General features: G+C 40.6%; 14 protein-coding genes and 1 pseudogene. 9 read left to right on the forward strand and 6 right to left on the reverse strand.

Annotation, left to right across the window (positions count from 1 at the left end; genetic code table 11):
- The first annotated feature begins 1 nt into the window (after position 1).
- The 3 genes from KQI58_RS16215 (at position 2) to KQI58_RS16225 (ending at position 3,365) form a co-directional block, all read left to right on the forward strand.
- Positions 2-751: a MurR/RpiR family transcriptional regulator gene (locus KQI58_RS16215; protein WP_216410073.1), complete on the forward strand. Its 750-nt coding sequence runs from the start codon at positions 2-4 to the stop codon at positions 749-751.
- A gap of 378 nt (positions 752-1,129) precedes the next feature.
- On the forward strand, positions 1,130-2,668 hold the full coding sequence (locus KQI58_RS16220) for a DUF1538 domain-containing protein (RefSeq protein WP_216410074.1): 1,539 nt from the start codon (positions 1,130-1,132) through the stop codon (positions 2,666-2,668).
- Entirely contained in the window at positions 2,658-3,365 is a 708-nt protein-coding gene (locus KQI58_RS16225) for a transposase (RefSeq protein ID WP_216410075.1), read from the forward strand. The genes KQI58_RS16220 and KQI58_RS16225 overlap by 11 nt, the downstream gene beginning before the upstream one ends.
- A 54-nt stretch (positions 3,366-3,419) precedes the next feature.
- On the opposite strand, the gene KQI58_RS16230 is transcribed toward KQI58_RS16225, so the two are convergent.
- Positions 3,420-3,887 (reverse strand): Dps family protein, encoded by a 468-nt coding sequence (locus tag KQI58_RS16230; protein WP_216410076.1) that lies wholly within the window; start codon positions 3,885-3,887, stop codon positions 3,420-3,422.
- Positions 3,888-4,093: 206 nt separating this feature from the next.
- Between KQI58_RS16230 and KQI58_RS23170 the strand changes: the two are divergent.
- Positions 4,094-4,249, forward strand: a pseudogene (locus tag KQI58_RS23170) (prepilin peptidase); the annotation flags it as partial.
- Positions 4,244-4,690 (forward strand): prepilin peptidase, encoded by a 447-nt coding sequence (locus KQI58_RS16240; protein ID WP_367397945.1) that lies wholly within the window; start codon positions 4,244-4,246, stop codon positions 4,688-4,690. The pseudogene KQI58_RS23170 and the gene KQI58_RS16240, both read left to right, overlap by 6 nt.
- Here KQI58_RS16240 and msrA read toward each other — a convergent pair.
- From msrA to rpoB, 4 genes are all read right to left on the reverse strand, one after another.
- Positions 4,687-5,211 (reverse strand): peptide-methionine (S)-S-oxide reductase MsrA, encoded by a 525-nt coding sequence (msrA, locus tag KQI58_RS16245; protein WP_216410078.1) that lies wholly within the window; start codon positions 5,209-5,211, stop codon positions 4,687-4,689. The two genes, KQI58_RS16240 and msrA, sit on opposite strands and share 4 nt — an antisense overlap.
- 129 nt (positions 5,212-5,340) lie before the next feature.
- Positions 5,341-6,441, reverse strand: coding sequence for an LCP family protein (locus KQI58_RS16250; RefSeq protein WP_216410079.1), 1,101 nt, complete (start codon positions 6,439-6,441; stop codon positions 5,341-5,343).
- A 214-nt stretch (positions 6,442-6,655) separates the two neighbouring features.
- A complete protein-coding gene (gene rpoC / locus KQI58_RS16255; protein WP_216410080.1) occupies positions 6,656-10,309 on the reverse strand; it encodes a DNA-directed RNA polymerase subunit beta' in 3,654 nt (1,217 codons plus the stop codon).
- Between the two features lie 74 nt (positions 10,310-10,383).
- Positions 10,384-13,998: a DNA-directed RNA polymerase subunit beta gene (gene rpoB / locus KQI58_RS16260; protein WP_216410081.1), complete on the reverse strand. Its 3,615-nt coding sequence runs from the start codon at positions 13,996-13,998 to the stop codon at positions 10,384-10,386.
- Between the two features lie 796 nt (positions 13,999-14,794).
- Between rpoB and KQI58_RS16265 the strand changes: the two genes are divergently transcribed.
- The 4 genes from KQI58_RS16265 (at position 14,795) to KQI58_RS16280 (ending at position 18,555) form a co-directional block, all read left to right on the forward strand.
- Positions 14,795-15,778: an ABC transporter substrate-binding protein gene (locus KQI58_RS16265; protein ID WP_216410082.1), complete on the forward strand. Its 984-nt coding sequence runs from the start codon at positions 14,795-14,797 to the stop codon at positions 15,776-15,778.
- Positions 15,779-15,809: 31 nt separating this feature from the next.
- Complete coding sequence (locus KQI58_RS16270; protein WP_216410083.1) at positions 15,810-16,730, forward strand: ABC transporter permease; 921 nt, start codon at positions 15,810-15,812, stop codon at positions 16,728-16,730.
- Positions 16,708-17,511, forward strand: coding sequence for an ABC transporter ATP-binding protein (locus tag KQI58_RS16275; RefSeq protein WP_216410084.1), 804 nt, complete (start codon positions 16,708-16,710; stop codon positions 17,509-17,511). The genes KQI58_RS16270 and KQI58_RS16275 overlap by 23 nt, the downstream gene beginning before the upstream one ends.
- A 90-nt stretch (positions 17,512-17,601) precedes the next feature.
- Complete coding sequence (locus tag KQI58_RS16280; RefSeq protein WP_216410085.1) at positions 17,602-18,555, forward strand: biotin--[acetyl-CoA-carboxylase] ligase; 954 nt, start codon at positions 17,602-17,604, stop codon at positions 18,553-18,555.
- Between the two features lie 49 nt (positions 18,556-18,604).
- Here KQI58_RS16280 and gor read toward each other — a convergent pair whose 3' ends face one another.
- Positions 18,605-19,954 carry a glutathione-disulfide reductase gene (gene gor, locus KQI58_RS16285; protein ID WP_216410086.1) on the reverse strand — a complete coding sequence of 450 codons (1,350 nt, stop codon included), beginning with the start codon at positions 19,952-19,954 and terminating at the stop codon, positions 18,605-18,607.
- Positions 19,955-20,038: the final 84 nt, after the last annotated feature.

Here is a 20,038-nt window from a genome sequence, read left to right on the forward strand (position 1 = left end):
AATGGATCATAAATTAAGCGAAACAGAACAATACCTCTGGGATTACATTGAGAATCATATCCTTGATATTCCCAACTACTCGATCGTCAAACTTAGTGAGCAGGCCAACGTTTCCACTGCCACGATCGTTCGTACGATGAAAAAGAAAGGTTACGAAGGTTTTACTGCGTTTAAACATCATTTAAAGGAACAAGAAAATAAAAATATCAATTTTTCTTCATTAGATAAAGTCGATAAAGGCATTCGACGGGCTATTCTAAAGAATGAACAGGAAGTCGTCAGAACCATCAATATGATAGAAATCGGTAATATTGAAGATGCCATCCAAAAAATAAAATTCGCGGAACGAGTAATCATCTTTGCTCGAGGATTCTCAGAGATGATCGGACAGGAAATGATGGTGAAATTTCAATTGACGGGGAAAAATTGTCAAATGCATAACGACCCTGAGATCATCAAAAATATCAGTCGAAAACTAACCAAACAAGATATTGTCATTTTCATTTCTTTGAATGGAGAGACAAAGGAACTCGTCGTCGCCGCTAAAAATTGTTATGAGACCGAAATCGGTTCAATTTTATTAACCGCCAACAACACCTCCAGTCTAATGAACTATTGCGAGATTGCTTTGGTTGGGTTCAAGTCTGAAGGATCATATTTTCCTGATTATGAAGTTCGATCGAGACTGCCTTTACAAATCATCGCGAGAATTTTATTGGATTCCTACGCGTTACGAGTCACGGATAATTAAGCTAAAGCAAAAAAAGCTCCATTAATTACTAAAAGAGCTCCAGATATAAAGAAGACTGTTCCCTTATGAGAGAGTCTTCTTTATCTCTAACTAGCAAACAAGTCCCTTTTAAAATTTATGACACGCTTTGTCTCTTTCATTAAAAGATTAAATTTCGGTCAATTTTATGTAAATTATTACATTCTATTGCGAATAATGTTACTTTTATATAGTAGGTGCAAAAAGAAAACGATCCACTTAAGTTTCTAGGCTTTATTAGTCCTCAGTGTTTTATCACCCTTTAAACGCTCTTAAATTCAATTTCTTCTTACTCATGATTTTAAATTTGATCTACAAAATTATTCTTCCACTTTGTAGAATTAGAAAAGATGTGAAACGATGAACCAAAAACTAAAAGATAATATTTCAGAATCCTTATCAGCAGTCATCCCGATTACACTGATCGTTTTAATCGCAAGCGTTGTCTTAGTTCCCATGGAGATTGGTACGATTGCTATGTTTCTTGTTGGTGCAGTCATGTTGATTATTGGAATGGGCTTTTTCCAGCTAGGTGCTGAAATGTCCATGACGCCACTCGGTGAAGGCATCGGTGTACAGCTTTCAAAGAGTAAAAAAATAGGCATACTGGCTTCGGTGGTATTTATAATCGGTGCAATCATCACCATTGCAGAGCCTGATTTACAGGTGCTCGCCGATCAGATGCCTGCAATCCCCAGCAATTTATTGGTGTGGACTGTCGCGGTTGGTGTGGGAATCTGTCTTACGATAGCTATTTTACGAATTCTATTTAAAATCAGTTTATCGCGAATCTTGATGGTGCTTTATTTTATTGTGGTCCTGCTCTCTTTTCTGGCACCAAATGATTTTGTCCCGGTCGCCTTCGACTCTGGCGGAGCCACCACCGGGCCGATTACTGTTCCGTTTATTTTGGCTTTAGGGGTTGGGTTGGCTTCTATCAGAAGTGATAAAGACGCCTCTGATGACAGCTTTGGATTGGTGGCGATTTCCAGTATCGGTCCTATTCTGGCTGTATTGTTATTGGGTATTTTCTTTCGTCCGACGACTACTTCCTATACGCCAATTGAATTCGCCGATGTCATCACTACTCGCGATGTCATAAAGGAATTCATGTTTGAACTACCTCATTATGCCAAAGAGGTGATGATCTCTATTCTGCCGATCGCTGCCATGTTCTTAATTTTCCAGATGATCAGCCGACGTTATCACCGCAGACAGTATGTTCGAATTATCATCGGACTTATTTATACATATTTGGGGCTTGTACTTTTTCTAACAGGTGTTAGTATTGGATTTGCTCCTGTAGGTTCACTTTTAGGAGGAGAATTAGCCGCCAGTAAATTTAAATGGCTGCTAATTCCCATTGGCATGTTGATCGGCTACTTTATTGTAAAAGCCGAACCCGCAATTCAAGTTCTGAATCATCAAGTGGAAAATGTGACCGGAGATGATATTTCGGCTTCTGCAATGAATCTCTGCCTCTCTATTGGTGTCTCAATTAGTGTCGGCTTAGCGATGCTTCGCTCTATTACTGGAATCAGTATTTACTGGATCATTATTCCCGGCTATCTTATCGCTTTGGTTCTGACTCGCTTTGTGCCAAAAATATTTATCGGAATCGCCTTTGACTCTGGCGGAGTAGCCAGCGGTCCAATGACGAGTACCTTTTTACTTCCGCTTTGTATTGGCGTCAGTGAGGCTTTAGGAGGAAATATTATGGCCGATGCTTTTGGCGTCGTAGCCCTCGTTGCATTGACACCATTGATCGCTGTCCAAATAATGGGTGTTGCTTATAGATGGAAATCTGCTAAATCTGCTAAATCTGCGCAAAGCGTAGATTTAGTAACCGAAGAGCTTAATGAAATCGAAGAATGGGAGGATTCTGAGGATGACGCATAACAAGCCAGCAATTCGAATGCTAGTATTGATTATTGGACATAAAGATGTAAAAAGGGCTCGAACTATTTTGGAGGCTCACGACTCTCCTGTCCAATATCTAACAATTGGCGAAGGAACGGCTACTAATGAAATCATGGACGTTCTAGGATTAGGTATTTCAGAAAAGGTCCTTCTTTTTTGCCCTGTCTTGAAAATGCAAGTGCCAGATTTGTTCGAAGCACTTAGTGACGGTCTCTGTCTCCACAAACCAAATAGAGGATGCGCCTTTACCTTCCCTATCTCTGGAGCGAGTTCTTATATTACAAAAATGTTGGATTCAGAAATATATGAAAAAGTTAAAAAACGTACGGAAAGAGAGGAAAAGCTGATGATCCAAGAAGCGAAATATTGCTTATTGATGGTGACTATCAATCAAGGATTCAGTGAAGAGGTGATGACAGTTGCTACTGCTGCTGGAGCTGCCGGAGGAACTGTGGTGCATGCCCGCCGACTTGATTCACAGGAAACAATGAAGAAATGGGGCATTTGTGTTCAACCAGAAAAAGAAATGATCTATATATTGGTAGAGAAAGACAAAAAAATGGCCATCATGAAAGCAATTGGTGAGCAATGCGGATTACTCAGTGAAGCTCGGGGGGTCTTGATGTCCATCCCTGTTGATGGTGTAATCGGATTGTCTACAGATACGACTCCATAAAACTTTATAAAAAGAGGCGCACATCGTTTATGATATGCGCCTCTTTCGAATGGACTAAGCATCAATTTCTGGTGCCTTTCCTAAATGAGCTTGGATCATCCAAATACGTTTTTCTGTAGCTGTTTTGAATTCGATGAAGATATCTTGTGTTGGATCATCGCCTTCTTCGCCAGTAACGTCAATCCCTTTTTGATAAAGATCAGCCAAGTAACGATAGTCTTTAACAAGGATTGCTAACCGTTCTTCCATCGTACGATCCCAGCGTCCTACTTCATCAGAAATTTTTGTGTTATCTGCCATTTCACGTAATGTTGAATAAGGTGAGCCGTCTAATGTGATTAAGCGTTCTGAGATTTCATCTAATTGATCGTTTACATCATCCATAAAATCATCCATCATTGGGTGCAATGTCAAGAAGCCAGGACCGCGCATATACCAGTGTGTTTGGTGGATAACCATAGACATTTGACTTAAGTCTGCAACTAGTTGATTCAATACCTCTTTGGTTTTTTCGAATTTCATTCCTTAAATACCTCCTAATTTTTTACTCTAATAAAAGCATAATACAATTATGATAAAAGTACAAAGAAAATGCTGGTAAAGTGCTCATTTTTCGTATCTTATTGAAAAAGGAGGTGAGAACGATCGTAAATTTCATTTTAGGTACGATTATTGGTTCATTTTTAGCCGTCGTTTGTACTCGGATTCCATGAAGGGAGTCACTACTTTATCCGCCTTCACATTGTGATCATTGCGGTCATCCGCTTCGAGTGATTGAGCTGATTCCGCTACTCTCTGCTTTGAGGCAAAGATTCCATTGCATTCACTGTCAGCAAAAATTCTCTGCACGAAGTTTTTGGTTAGAATTATTTTGTGGGATTCTCTTTGTAGTCTTTTTACAAGATTTAAATTGGATCAGTTTGTGGCAAGTATTTTGGTTATTGAGTTCCCTTGTTTTAGCCGTAATCGACTGGGATCATATGATTGTCGAGATGAGAATCTTTTTGGGGTCAGGAGTAATTTTATTAGTTAGCAGAGCGGCACTGTTTCATCCTTATTGGCTTCAACCAATAATTGTTTGTGGGCTATTTTTCTTCAGTCAAAAAATCCTCCCAGACAGTTTAGGTCTGGGAGATCTTTGGGTAATTGGATTATGGAGTTTCTTTTTATCTTGGTATGAATTGTTGCAGGTTCTATTTATCGCTTCACTTAGTGGTTTGATTTTTTTCAGTTATCAGGCCTTGCGGAAAAAGATTCCTGAACAGCTGCCATTTTTACCCTTCTTATTTATCGGTCTTCTATTATTACTGCTAAAAAACCGTTAAGCGTTCCAATGATCACGGATAAAGCCCTTACGTCCCGAACCTTCACTGTATGCATCGTAGTGTTCGGGATTTTTTCGATAGAAATCCTGATGATACGCTTCAGCAGGATAAAAAGCTTGAGCTGGTTCAATCGATGTTACAATCGGTTCTTTGAAACGACCGCTAGCCTGTAATCGTTCCTTCGAAGCCTCTGCCACTTCTTTTTGTTCTGGAGTAGCATAAAAAATTACTGGTCGGTAGGAATCCCCCCGATCCGCAAATTGACCAAAAGCATCTGTAGGATCTGTTTGCTGCCAGTAGATTTCTACCAGCTGCTGATAAGAGATTACCGCTGGATCAAATGTGATCTCTACGGCTTCTGTATGCCCTGTCGTACCACTGCAAACTTCTTCATACGTTGGATTTGGCACATGTCCACCTGTATAGCCTGAAATAACCTGCTTGATACCCGGCATCTGATCAAAAGGCTTCACCATACACCAAAAACAGCCTCCAGCAAAAATTGCTTTTTCTTCTGTCATAAAATATGCCCCCTTTTGGTTTCAGCATAACCCTTTCTAGAAAAATTGAAATGAATCTGCTCAGACACTCGTAAAAAAAGAGAATGTCCCAGATCATTGAGACATTCCCGTAAATAGTATTTCGCTTTTTTAATAATTATCTGGATCAATCGGATAGATTATTTTTCCGTAACCAGTATAATCATAATGCGTTCCAGCACTGATTTTATCCACACTGCTGTCATCAAAGAATAATTGATTGTCGTCATCTTCATCAAGGTTCGGCAATTTTTTCTTCGTAGGCAAGCCGAGCTGCTTCTTCACAATATTTTGTTCCTCTAACAAATTATTCAATCCCAAGATTTGGAAATAAATGTCACTAATCATCTCACCCTGGCCTTCTATCTGTGTCTGCTTGATGTTCTTTGCAGCAGGCGTATAGTCTTTTGCGACCGTCAGCATCTCACTCCAGCTCAAATCAGTCTTTACATAATCTTCCACCGCGCGCAAATACTTTTTATATTTTGTGACGGAGTCAACAGAAAGAATTTTATGGACAAGCTTAGATAAAATTTCTCGTTGTCTTGCTTGTCTTCCTACGTCACCTTTTGGGTCCTCGTGGCGCATCCGCACATATTCTAATGCATGTCTGCCGTCTAGAACCTGCTTCCCTTTTTTGACGTGCACACCATCCAAAGTAAAATCAATCTTGTTGTCGACCTCGATTCCGCCAACAGCATCCACTAATGTTTTTAATCCCTTCATGTTGATCTCAACATAATGATCCACGGGAACATCTAACATTTCCTGAACGCTTTCGATCGCCATTTTAGTACCACCTAGCGAATAGGCAGCATTCAATTTATCATAATAGGTGTCACCCTTCGCAACATAATTATTCTCGTCCCCTTTATACCCAACGATCTGAGTATAGATATCGCGATCCAAACTTGTCATTAGCGTTTGTTTTTTCTTAGGGTTAATAGTAACTAACATCATGGAGTCCGAGCGCCCTTGGTAATTACGTCCTTTATCGCCTGTGTCTGTTCCCATTAATAAGACGGAAAACGGTTCCCCGCTTTTTAAATCGACCTTAGCCGAACGTGTACTTTTATAATTGACTTTTTTAGTCATTTTATTGATTGCTTGATCAACATCATTATTCACCTTTAATAAATAGACAGTGGCCGTTCCAACAAGTAGCACGATAATTCCCACAACAATCAAGATGATTTTCTTTGCTCTGCTCATATAGCACCTCAGAAATTTTATATAACTATATTTTTTGTCATTCTCTCATAAAATGACTTTTGGCAATAGTCTTTATACAGCGCTCTAAACGAAATTTAACATCTGTTCAACATGAGCCTGCTTATTTGCCAGATACCTTCTTATAATAGCCTGAAAATAAAAAGACCACAAGATTCTTTTTCAGAATCTTGTGGTCTTTTAAAGCCAGATTTTTCTAGCCTAATGGATTATTCAAAGCGTCCTCAGCTGCCATTTGTGCTTCAATATCAGAGATACTGTAAACATTTTCGCTAGCCACAACGACTTCTTTTGGTTCCATGTTACGGTAAGTTGACATACCTGTACCAGCAGGAATAATCTTCCCAATGATAACATTTTCCTTCAATCCAAGTAATGGATCTTTCTTACCGCGGATCGCAGCATCCGTCAAGACACGAGTTGTTTCTTGGAATGATGCGGCAGATAAGAAGCTGTTTGTTTCCAATGAAGCTTTGGTAATACCAAGCAAGACTGGACGAGATGTCGCAGGTGTGCCACCAGCAACCAATGTATTGTAGTTTTGATCTTTAAAGTCAGCAATATCAAGCAATGTACCTGGCAAGATATCTGTATCACCTGGGTCCATAACGCGGACTTTACGCAACATTTGACGAACCATTACTTCAATATGTTTGTCGCCGATTTCTACCCCTTGCATACGGTAAACACGTTGAACTTCACGTAACAAGTAGGTTTCAACAGAGATTACATCGCGTACTTGCAATAAGTGTTTAGGATCAATTGATCCTTCTGTTAATTGAGCACCACGATGAACCATATCGCCTTCAGCGACTTTCATACGAGCCGTGTAAGGAACGGTGTAGGTACGAGTATCCGTTTCACCTTTGACGGTAACTTCCTTCGTACGAGTCGCAGCATCCTCAGCAATCTCAACGACTTCACCAGTAACTTCAGTAATGACAGCCAAACCTTTAGGATTACGTGCTTCGAAGATTTCTTGGACACGAGGAAGACCTTGTGTAATATCGTCTCCGGCAACCCCGCCGGTATGGAATGTACGCATGGTTAACTGAGTACCAGGTTCACCGATTGATTGGGCAGCGATAGTACCAACTGCTTCGCCGACTTCAACATCGTCGCCAGTTGCCAAGTTGCGGCCATAACAATGTTTACATACACCATGTTTGGTATTACATGTGAAGACGGAGCGAATCGTTAATTTCTCAACACCAGCATCAATGAGACGTTTCGCATCTGCTTCACTGATTAGTGCGTCAGCAGGCAATAGAACTTCACCTGTTTCAGGATGCATCACGGATTTTTGCGTATAACGTCCAACTAGACGTTCTTCTAATGATTCGATGATTTCATTACCTTCACGAATCGCAGAGATTTCTAGACCGCGGTCAGTACCACAATCTTCTTCACGTACGATAACATCTTGGGCAACGTCAACCAGACGACGAGTCAAGTAACCTGAATCGGCTGTCTTCAAGGCCGTATCGGTCATCCCTTTACGAGCCCCGTGAGTCGAGATAAACATTTCCAAGACAGAAAGACCTTCACGGAAGTTCGAGATGATCGGCAATTCCATGATTTGTCCATTCGGAGCGGCCATCAGTCCACGCATCCCAGCAAGCTGAGTAAAGTTGGAGATGTTACCACGGGCTCCAGAATCAGACATCATGAAGATTGGGTTCTTCGCATCTAAGGATTCCATTAGTCGTTGTTGAATTTCATCTTTAGCTGCATTCCAAACAGCGATAACACGTTCATAACGTTCATCGTCAGTGATCAAACCACGTCGGAATTGTTTCGTAATCGTGCCAACTTGTTTGTGTGCATTGTCGATAATTTCTTGTTTTTCAGCTAGCGCCATGATATCAGCGATACCAACGGTCATACCAGCATGCGTTGAATGTTTATACCCTAAGTCTTTCATACGGTCAAGCATCATTGACGTATCAGTGACTTTGAAACGTTTGAAGACTTCAGCGATGATATTTCCAAGATTTTTCTTCTTGAATGGCAAGATGATTTCTTGTTCTTTGATCGCTGCAGGAATATCGGCACCTTTTTCGACAAAATATTTGTCAGGTGTATATTGTGTTAAGTTGAAATCAGTTGGTTCGTTCAAATAAGGGAATTCTTGCGGCATAATCTCGTTGAAAATAATTTTCCCAACAGTTGTGATCAGCATGCGTTCTTTTTGTTCTTCAGTAAATGGCTTGTCACCTAATGTATTAGGGTCAACAGCCACACGTGAATGTAAGTGAACATAGCCATTACGCCATGCTAAGACAGCTTCATTCATGTCACGGAAGATCATTCCTTCACCTTCGCGGCCTTCTTCTTCCATTGTTAGGTAATAGTTACCTAGGACCATATCTTGAGATGGTGTAACAACGGGTTTACCGTCTTTAGGGTTCAAGATATGAGTTGCAGCAAGCATCAGCATACGAGCTTCGGCTTGGGCTTCTTCACCTAGAGGTAAATGGACAGCCATTTGGTCCCCATCGAAATCGGCGTTGTAAGCTTCACACACTAATGGGTGAAGACGGATTGCGCGACCTTCAACTAGGATTGGTTCAAATGCTTGGATACCTAATCTGTGAAGCGTAGGTGCCCGGTTAAGTAAAACTGGGTGTTCTTTGATAACTTCTTCTAAGACATCCCACACAACGTCTTCTTGACGTTCGATTTTACGTTTCGCATTTTTAATATTTGAAGCAATTTCACGTTGAACGAGTTCTTTCATTACAAATGGTTTGAACAATTCGATCGCCATTTCTTTTGGCAGACCACATTGATACATCTTCAAGAACGGGCCAACGACGATAACAGAACGGGCAGAGTAGTCCACACGTTTACCCAGCAAGTTTTGACGGAAACGACCTTGTTTCCCTTTCAACATGTGAGACAAAGATTTCAATGGACGGTTACCTGGTCCAGTAACTGGACGGCCACGGCGACCATTATCAATCAACGCATCTACCGCTTCTTGAAGCATCCGTTTTTCATTCTGAACGATGATGTTTGGTGCATTCAAGTCTAATAAACGTTTCAAACGATTATTACGGTTGATTACACGACGATACAAATCATTTAAGTCAGAAGTCGCAAAACGACCACCTTCTAATTGAACCATCGGACGTAGATCTGGCGGAATGACAGGAATTACATCCATAACCATCCAACCTGGTTGGTTACCAGAAGAACGGAACGCTTCTAAGACATCTAAACGACGGATTGCTCGTGTACGTTTTTGACCTTGAGCTGTTTTCAACTCTTCTTTTAATTCTGCTGATTCACCATCTAGATCCACATGATCTAATAATTGTTTGATGGCTTCCGCACCCATTGCTGCGTGGAATTCTTGACCATATTGATCACGTTTTTCACGATATTCACGTTCAGTCAGTAATTGTTTCTTCTCTAGGCTTGTATTACCTGGATCGATTACGACATAAGATGCAAAGTAGATGATTTCTTCTAACGCACGCGGACTCATGTCTAACACAAGACCCATTCGAGAAGGAATTCCTTTGAAATACCAGATATGTGTTACAGGCGCTGCTAATTCGATATGTCCCATCCGTTCACGACGAACCTTCGAACGTGTGACTTCGACACCACAACGGTCACAGACGATCCCTTTATAACGGATTCGTTTGTATTTCCCGCAGGCACATTCCCAGTCTTTGGTTGGCCCAAAAATTCTTTCATCGAATAACCCTTCGCGTTCAGGTTTCAATGTACGATAGTTAATGGTTTCCGGTTTTTTTACTTCACCGTATGACCAGCTTCTGATTTTTTCAGGAGAAGCCAAACCTATTTGCATACTTTCGAATTTATTTACATCGATCAAAAGGGTTTCCCTCCATTTCATTTTATCGTAAGTCAGCTAGGGACTAGCCGACTTACGTATGGCAAGTGCGACTCTTATAAGTCTTCTGCAGTTTCGATTTCTTGGATCAAATCTGATTTTTGTTCGGCTTTTTCAGCAGCTGCTCTTTCTTCGACTTCTTTAGCAGATTGTTGTTGTTCTGCATATTTCGTCAATGCGTCAACTGTGATCAAGTCATCATCGTCATCGTCCATGTCTCGCAACTCGATTTCTTTGTCATTGATATCTAAGACTTGCATATCTAAACCAAGAGCTTGTAATTCTTTCACCAATACGCGGAAAGATTCAGGCACGCCTGGTTTTGGAATAGGTTCACCTTTGACGATAGCTTCGTAAGTTTTCACACGACCAACGACATCATCTGATTTGTAAGTCAAGATTTCTTGTAATGTATAAGCAGCACCATAAGCTTCCAGTGCCCAAACTTCCATTTCCCCGAAACGTTGTCCACCAAATTGAGCTTTACCACCCAATGGTTGTTGCGTAACAAGAGAGTAAGGTCCAATTGAACGAGCATGCAATTTATCATCGACCATGTGAGCCAATTTAATCATGTACATAACACCGACAGAGATACGGTTATCGAACGGTTCACCCGTACGACCATCGTAAAGAACGGTCTTAGCATCTGCCGCCATACGTGCTTCACGAACGGTTTCCCAAACATCGCTATCTTGCGCACCATCGAAGACCGGTGTCGCAACATGGATACCTAGTTGGCGAGCCGCCATTCCCAAGTGTAATTCCAATACTTGTCCGATGTTCATCCGAGATGGCACACCTAATGGGTTCAACATGATATCAACTGGCGTACCGTCTGGTAAGAAAGGCATGTCTTCTTCTGGCATAATGCGAGAAACGACCCCTTTATTTCCGTGACGGCCGGCCATTTTATCCCCTTCATGAATCTTACGTTTTTGCACGATGTAGACGCGCACTAACATATTCACACCTGGAGATAATTCATCGCCTGCTTCACGCGTAAAGATTTTCACATCGTGAACGATCCCGCCGCCACCATGTGGTACACGAAGAGATGTATCACGAACTTCACGGGCTTTTTCACCAAAGATCGCATGCAACAAACGTTCTTCAGCTGATAATTCTGTTACCCCTTTAGGAGTGACTTTACCGACTAATAAATCACCATCATGAACTTCAGCACCAATACGGATGATACCCATTTCGTCTAAGTTCTTTAATGCGTCTTCCCCAACGTTCGGGATTTCGCGAGTGATTTCTTCAGGTCCTAATTTTGTATCACGCGCTTCTGATTCATATTCTTCAATATGGATTGAAGTATAAACATCATCTTTCACCAAACGACGGCTCATGATGATCGCATCTTCATAGTTGTACCCTTCCCAAGTCATGAAGGCCACGACAACGTTTTGACCTAACGCCAATTCGCCATTTTCCATTGAAGGTCCGTCAGCTAAGATGTCGCCCACTTCAACTTGTTCACCTAAACCAACTAAAGGACGTTGGTTGTAGCTAGTTCCTGAGTTTGAACGACGGAATTTAGTAATGTCGTACTTATCTAATGCGCCATTGTCGCGACGAACACGTACTTCGTGCGCATCTACGAATTCAACGACACCATCGTTTTTACATAATAAAGCGGCACCTGAGTCATGCGCGGCTTTGTATTCCATACCAGTACCAACCCATGGAGAACGCGGTTGGATCAATGGTACTGCTTGACGCTGCATGTTGGCACCCATCAAGGCACGGTTGGAGTCATCGTTTTCCAAGAATGGGATACAAGCAGTAGCGACTGCAACTACTTGTTTTGGTGATACGTCCATGTAGTCTACTTTATCAATTGTTACTTCCAAGTTTTCAGAAGTTGCACGGGCCATAACGACATCTTCGGCGAATGTGCCATCATCGTTCAACTTGCTGTTTGCTTGAGCAACTACGTAATGGTCCTCGATATCAGCTGTTAAATAATCGATTTTGTCGGTTACTTTACCAGTCCCACGATCTACACGACGATACGGTGTTTCAATGAAACCAAACTTGTTGACCTTCGCATAAGAGGCCAAGCTGTTAATCAACCCGATGTTTGGACCTTCGGGCGTTTCAATCGGACACATACGACCATAGTGAGAATAGTGAACGTCTCGGACTTCATAGCCGGCACGGTCACGAGTCAAACCACCAGGTCCTAAGGCAGATAGACGGCGTTTGTGAGTCAATTCTCCTAATGGGTTTGTTTGGTCCATGAACTGTGACAACTGAGAAGAACCAAAGAATTCTTTGATACTTGCAACAACTGGACGAATATTGATCAGTTGTTGCGGTGTCAATGTTTCTTGGTCTTGAATTGACATACGCTCACGAACAACACGTTCCATACGAGCTAAACCAATACGGAATTGATTTTGCAATAATTCACCGACTGAACGAATACGACGATTTCCTAAATGGTCAATATCGTCGACATTGCCAATGCCTTCCATCAAATTCAAGAAATAGCTCATTGAAGCGATGATGTCAGCAGGACGAACCGTACGTACAGAAGAGTCAGGATATGCATTACCAATCACTGTTACTTCACGTTCTGGATCTTTTGGTGAAAAGACTTTAATTACTTGAACGGTCATGGGATCAGTTACAACCGCATCCTCAGATGGATAGTAAGTAACTGAATTTAAGCCGCCTTCAAGTTTTGGTCCCAATTCTTCCATCACTTGGTGAGTAAGAACAGTCCCTTTTTCAACAATGATTTCACCTGTTTCAGCATCAACTAAAGTTTCAGCCAAGGTTAAATTCAATAGACGCGTTTTAAGGTCTAATTTTTTATTTACTTTGTAACGACCAACATTTGCAAGGTCATAACGTTTTGGATCGAAGAAACGAGCTGTTAACAAGCTACGAGAGCTGTCTGCTGTTTTGGGTTCGCCTGGACGTAAACGTTCATAGACATCTTTCAATCCTTCTTCAGTACGAGAATCGCTAGGATTTTTGTGCAAGTCCTTCTCAATCGTGTTGCGTAAAGATTCACTTTCGCCAAAGATTTCAAAAATCGTATCATCAGAACCAAATCCCAAAGCACGAACTAGTGTCGTTAAAGGAATTTTACGTGTACGGTCAATCCGAACGTATGAGATATCTTTTGCGTCTGTTTCCATTTCTAACCATGCGCCACGGTTAGGAATTACAGTTGAACCAAATCCTTCTTTTCCGTTTTTATCCACTTTTCCGTGGAAATAAACGCCAGGAGAACGAACTAATTGAGATACAATAACCCGTTCCGCTCCATTGATGATAAAGGTTCCTTGTTCCGTCATTAATGGGAAATCGCCAAAGAATACTTCTTGGGATTTGATTTCGCCAGTTTCGCGGTTTACTAAGCGTAAGACAACATGTAATGGTGCAGAATAGTTTGCATCGTGTGAACGAGCCTCTGCAACCGTGTATTTAGGTTCTTTCAATTCATAGTCAACAAATTCAAGTGACAAGTTTCCATTAAAGTCTTCAATTGGCAAAATGTCTTCAAACATCTCTCGCAAGCCCTCATCTAGGAACCATTGATAAGAATCTGTTTGAATTTCGATCAAATTCGGTAATTCCAACACTTCACTGATTCGTGCGAAGCTTCTACGTTCTCGGTGTTTCCCGTATTTTACTACGTGTCCAGCCAAGTTCTTCACCCCTCTTAAAAGTTTGAAAACCGATCCGAAGATAAATTACAATAACATTACAAAAATTAAATTAGTGTAACAAGCGACATTTTTTGCGGCTTTTAGGCAAAAAAAAACCAAAAATAGAACGTTCTCTTGAAAAATTATTCGCGAGCTTCTACTTTTGTTTCCCTATTAAAAACCGGAACGGACAATATTTCGTTCCTGCCTTTTATCATTTCAGATAGTTTTAGCAAACTCATATGATACATGAGGATAACATAAAAGTCAATAGTCTCAAGGCTTTAATCAAAGCCTCGCAAGCTTTTCTTAAAACTTTCAGTAAACATCAATTGATTCAATTCGATTTACATTTTTGAATATTCAGAATATTCGACTATTTATTATTGACATCTCATTTTTCTTAACGTATACTAATCTACATCCTAAACAAGTTGGAGGTTGTTCCCATGCTGAATATGAAAAACTCACAACCGAATAACCGCTATTACTTTAGCTATTTTAGATAGGTTTGTATTCATCACGATGGATACAAACAACTTGAGTGTTTTTTGTATCTATGATGGCTAGAGCATTTCGATGTACCAACGGCCGCATAGAGAAATCTAAGTGGCTGAAGAAGTATACTATTTTTGTATTCGTATCACCCACTTAGAGTTTCGATACTTCTAAGCGGGTGATTTTTTTATGAATGAAAAAAGGATGATGATCTAGTTTCACCAGATAAAAAGAAATTTAGGTGGATGATACGAGGATCGAGAATTAAGACTTTAAAAACAAAAAAGGAGAGAACATAATGAAAAAAACAGTATTGGCAGGAATTGGATTGGTAAGTTTACTGATGTTGGGTGCTTGTGGTGGAGGAAATGATGCAGATAGTAATGACACTACAAAAACAGTAGGCGTCTTACAATTAGTCCAACATCCATCATTAGACAATGCCTATGAAGGCTTCAAAGAAGGCCTAGAAGAAGGCGGCTATAAAGAAGACGACAATTTAAAAATCGAGTACCAAAATGCACAAAACAATCAGGATAACCTGAAAAGTATGAGTGAGAAATTGATCAAAGAAGAGCCTGATCTACTCTTAGGAATAGCTACTCCAGCAGCTCAATCTTTACTAAACGCTACAACTGAAATTCCGATCACTGTAACTGCCGTGACCGATTTAGAAGAAGCAAAATTAGTTAAAAGCGATAAAAAACCTGGCGGAAACGTAACAGGCACAACGGATATGGTTCCAATCGACAAACAGATTGACCTGCTTTTATCGATTGTTCCAAATGCAAAATCGATCGGAATCATGTATAACGCCGGTGAAGCCAATTCAAAAATTCAAGCAGATCTTGCTGAAAAAGCTTTGAAAAAGGCTGGCGTTGAAGTCAAAATCAAGACAGCAAACACTACAAATGATGTTCAACAAGTAACTGAATCTTTAGCTGGTGAGACAGATGGAATCTACGTACCGACAGACAATACCTTCGCAAGCGCCGCAGCGGTCATTGGAGATGTTGTTAAAGAAAAGAAAATTCCATTAGTTGCAGGATCAACAGAACAAATCGATGGCGGCGGTCTAGCAACCGTAGGGATTGACTACAAATCACTAGGCAAACAAACTGGGAAAATGGCTGCAAAAATCTTAGACGGTGACGCAAAACCTGAAGATACTCCGGTAGAATCTGCGGACACGCTTAAATTAGTGGTTAATAAAGAGATGGCAGAAGCTTTGGGAATCGACCCAGACAGCATCAAAGAACCCCTAAATAAAGGAAATAGTTAAGACTAGCTTCACAAAGAAAGAAGGAAGAATCATGAATGTTATCACTTTGTTATTATCAGCGACGTCACAAGGTATGCTCTGGTCATTATTAGCCATCGGAGTTTACATGACTTTTCGAATTTTAGATATTGCCGATTTGACTGCCGAAGGAAGCTTTCCTTTAGGCGGAGGAATCGCAGCGATTGGGATCGTTAACGGTATGCATCCAGCAATAGCTACTTTATTGGCATTTGGTGGTGGAATGTTAGCTGGTTTGGTTACAGGTATCTTAAATACAAAATTCAAAATTCCAGCTTTATTGGCCGGAATTATCACTATGACTGGTCTATATTCTGTTACTTCCCGTGTAATGGGAGCTCCAAATATTGCCTTATTAGGCGAAAGCACTATTTTTACAGGAGCTCAAGATCTGGGATTAACAAAAAATAATGCCGTGATTCTAGTCGGACTCTTAATCGTATTGCTAGTCATTCTATTATTAGTTCTATTTTTCCGAACGGAGATTGGTTTAGCCGTTCGAGCAACCGGGGACAATCCCGATATGAGTGAGGCCAACGGGATCAAAACCGAAAACATGAAGCTATTAGGCTACATGATTTCAAACGGAAGCATCGCTCTTTCAGGTGCTTTACTGGCTCAAAATAACGGCTTTGCTGATTTGAACTCAGGAGTTGGTACAATCGTTATCGGACTCGCTTCAATCATTATTGCAGAAGTTCTGCTCCATAATAAGCCAATCCTTGTCCGACTGATCACGATTGTTGCTGGAGCAATTATTTATCGCTTCATTTTAGCATTAGTATTCGAAATGAACGTCGAGCCAACAGATTCTAAACTGGCTTCAGCGATTGTTTTGGTAATCTGTTTATCATTACCGCAAATTCGATCAAAATTTACCTTGAAATCAAAAAAGAAAGGGGCTGACAACAATGCAACCAGTATTAAGAATTAATAATTTGCATCAATATTTCGAACGTGGAACAGTTAATGAAAATCATGTGCTGCGTGGAATCAATTTGAGTTTAGCCCCTGGTGAATTTGTCACGATTATCGGTGGAAATGGTGCGGGTAAGTCTACCTTGCTAAATAGTGTGGCCGGCACATTACCGATCGAAGAAGGACAAATGTTTTTAAATGAGGAAGATATCACTAAACATTCTGTTACACGTCGCTCAAAAAAAATTAGTCGTGTCTTCCAAGATCCTAAAATGGGTACCGCAGTTCGTCTATCAGTAGAAGAAAATTTAGCATTAGCCATGAAACGCGGTCACAAACGCGGCTTCTCACTAGGTGTAAAAAGTAAGGATCGTAGTTATTTCCAAGAACAATTAGCTATGCTAAATCTGAACTTGGAAAATCGATTAGATGCTGAGATTGGTTTACTATCTGGAGGACAGCGCCAAGCTATCACACTATTAATGGCAACGCTGCAACGACCTGATCTGATTTTATTAGATGAGCATACAGCGGCACTCGATCCCAAAACTTCATTAACTGTAATGGGACTAACCGAACGCTTGATTCGTGAGCAAGAATTAACAGCTTTTATGGTAACCCACAATATGGAGGATGCCATCAAATATGGGAATCGTTTAATTATGCTTCATCAGGGACAGATTGCTTTGGACTTGAAACAAGAGGAAAAACAACATCTGACTGTACCAAAATTGATGGAGCTCTTCCATCAAAACTCCGGTGTCGAACTAAAAGACGATGCCTTGTTACTAAGTTAATACACCCTTCTTCTTTCTTGGCAGGCTACTTTTATGTAGCCTGTTTTTTTGTTACACTGAGCCCAGAATGAAAATAAAGGAGCGAAAAAATTGTCGACGAAGGAAAAAATTTTAGCCCGTTTAAAAGCAGCAGAAAATGTTTTATCCGGCGAAGCCTTAGCTCAAGAATTAGGGGTATCTCGTACCGCAATATGGAAAGCAATCAAAGAATTAGAAAAAAAGGGGTATCAGATTCAACATTCCGCGAACGGTTATCGTTACCAGCCTTCTGATATTTTAGATGCAAAAGAAATTCATGAAGGCATTCTTCAAGCCGTCGATATAACCGTTTTAGGAACCTCTACTTCGACTATGAAAGACGCTCAGCAGGCTGTAATGGACGGCAAAAAATCACCTTTACTGATTGTAGCAGATATGCAGGAAGCGCCTCGAGGGCGTTTCAATCGACCTTTTTTTGCTGCGAAACAACAAGGTATCTATATGAGTTTGCTCTTGGAGCCTAAGGAGCAATTAACAGAATTACCACAATATACAATCTTGATGGCCGTCGCTGTATCCGAAGCGATCGATGAATTATTAGGTGTGGATACACAAATTAAATGGGTCAACGATATTTATTTGAATCATAAAAAAATCGTCGGCATTTTATCAGAAGCGATGACCGATATTGAAACCAACTCACTAAAATACATTATTATTGGTATGGGAATCAACTTCTCCATTCCCCAAGAAAACTACCCTGATGAGTTGCAGGAAAAAGCGACTTCTTTGTTTCCGAACGGTCAAGCAACCATAACAAGAAATCAATTGATCATTAACATCTGGAATCGATTCTTTAATTTATTGGCGGATCAAACGACTTACCTGGATGCTTATCGAAAGAAATCATTCGTACTAGGTAAAAAAATCACTTTTAAACGGAAAGACCAATCCTACATGGGAACTGCCATCGCGATCACTGATACTGGTGAGCTAGTAGTCGATTTAGGGGAGGAAAAAGTTCATCTCTCCTCTGGCGAAATCAGCTTAAGTTCTATTCAATAAAAGACTGTAGACATTATCCAAAAACGGATCTTGTCTACAGTCTTTTTAGTTATCTCATTGTTACAAATTCTTCGCTGCCAGTTGGGTGGATCGCAACTGTGTCATCAAAGTCTTTCTTCGTTGCTCCCATTTTAATCGCTACAGCAAATCCCTGTAGCATTTCATCAACACCCACACCAATCGCATGCAGACCAATAATTTTTTCTTCTTTTCCAAGACATACTAATTTCATATCACATTTTTGACGATAGTCGCTTAATGCAAAATACATTGGTGTAAAACGCGAATGGTAGATTTTAATCTGATCTTTTCCATAACGTTCAATAGCACTCTCTTCTGATAAGCCAATCGTTGCAATCGTTGGATGTGTAAAAATCACGGTTGGAACATTTTCATAATCTAAAAATTCTTCTGACTTACCATTAAAGACCCGTTCTGATAAACGGCGCCCCGCGGCAATAGCTACTGGTGTTAAATCAATCTTACCAATCACATCCCCGACTGCATAAACACCTTCACTCGTTGTATTTTGGTATTTATCGACAATGACAAAGCCTTTCTCGTTTAACGTCACAGAGGTATTCTCTAAACCTAACTTATCAGTATTTGGTATACGACCGCCAGCAAACAACACTTTGTCTCCTGTCAGTGTATTTCCATTCTCAAAATAGACAGTATAGGTTTCATCCTCATTTTTTTTGATTTCTTTTGCCACATGATGATCATACAACTTCATCTTATTCTCACGATAAATGTCCACTAAATTATCGGCCAACATTTTATCAAATGTCCGTAACGGACGACTATGGCGAAAAGCCCAATAAACTTGCGTGCCCATGCCCTGTAGCACACCACTCAATTCTGCTGCAATATAACCAGCCCCCAGAACAACAACTTCTTTTGGCTGTTCGGTCATTTCAAAGAATCCGTTAGAATCAATAGCATATTCACCGCCAGGAATCTCCATCTGACTTGGTCTTCCACCAGTCGCAATCAAGATATTGGGCGCAGTGTATTCTTCACCGTTTACACTGACAACATGATCTGATTTGAACGTCGCATAGCCTTCAATTCGTTCTACATTGTTACTATCAAGTCCACGGTAGTAGGCTCCGTGTAAAAAGTCGATATATTTTTCACGACGTTCAACCAACTCATTAAAATCAAATTTTCCAACATCAGCCTGTACACCATAACTAGATGCGTCTCGCTCAATCATCTCTAACATACTACTAGCCTGCCACATTACCTTTTTCGGTACACAACCAACATTGACACAGGTTCCGCCGATTTTATTACCCTCGATTAACAAGACTTTTGCTCCATGCATACCAGCACGATTAGCCGAGGCGATCCCGCCACTTCCGCCACCGACAACTATGTAATCATATTCCTTCATTCATCTACCTCCTAATTCATGCTTACGTTCATTTTAATACATTCTGTAAAAAAAGAATTGATTTTTGCCCGATGCTATTTTCTA

Source organism: Enterococcus raffinosus, from assembly GCF_018917525.1.
Taxonomy (GTDB): Bacteria; Bacillota; Bacilli; order Lactobacillales; family Enterococcaceae; genus Enterococcus_A; species Enterococcus_A raffinosus_A.

What these genes read in the sequence shown, in the direction of transcription:
- KQI58_RS16215 (WP_216410073.1), top strand. Translation starts at nt 2, where the DNA reads ATGGATCATAAATTAAGCGAAACAGAACAATACCTCTGGGATTACATT.
- KQI58_RS16220 (WP_216410074.1), top strand. Translation starts at nt 1,130, where the DNA reads ATGAACCAAAAACTAAAAGATAATATTTCAGAATCCTTATCAGCAGTC.
- KQI58_RS16225 (WP_216410075.1), top strand. Translation starts at nt 2,658, where the DNA reads ATGACGCATAACAAGCCAGCAATTCGAATGCTAGTATTGATTATTGGA.
- KQI58_RS16230 (WP_216410076.1), bottom strand. Translation starts at nt 3,887, where the DNA reads ATGAAATTCGAAAAAACCAAAGAGGTATTGAATCAACTAGTTGCAGAC.
- msrA (WP_216410078.1), bottom strand. Translation starts at nt 5,211, where the DNA reads ATGACAGAAGAAAAAGCAATTTTTGCTGGAGGCTGTTTTTGGTGTATG.
- KQI58_RS16250 (WP_216410079.1), bottom strand. Translation starts at nt 6,441, where the DNA reads ATGAGCAGAGCAAAGAAAATCATCTTGATTGTTGTGGGAATTATCGTG.
- KQI58_RS16265 (WP_216410082.1), top strand. Translation starts at nt 14,795, where the DNA reads ATGAAAAAAACAGTATTGGCAGGAATTGGATTGGTAAGTTTACTGATG.
- KQI58_RS16270 (WP_216410083.1), top strand. Translation starts at nt 15,810, where the DNA reads ATGAATGTTATCACTTTGTTATTATCAGCGACGTCACAAGGTATGCTC.
- KQI58_RS16275 (WP_216410084.1), top strand. Translation starts at nt 16,708, where the DNA reads ATGCAACCAGTATTAAGAATTAATAATTTGCATCAATATTTCGAACGT.
- gor (WP_216410086.1), bottom strand. Translation starts at nt 19,954, where the DNA reads ATGAAGGAATATGATTACATAGTTGTCGGTGGCGGAAGTGGCGGGATC.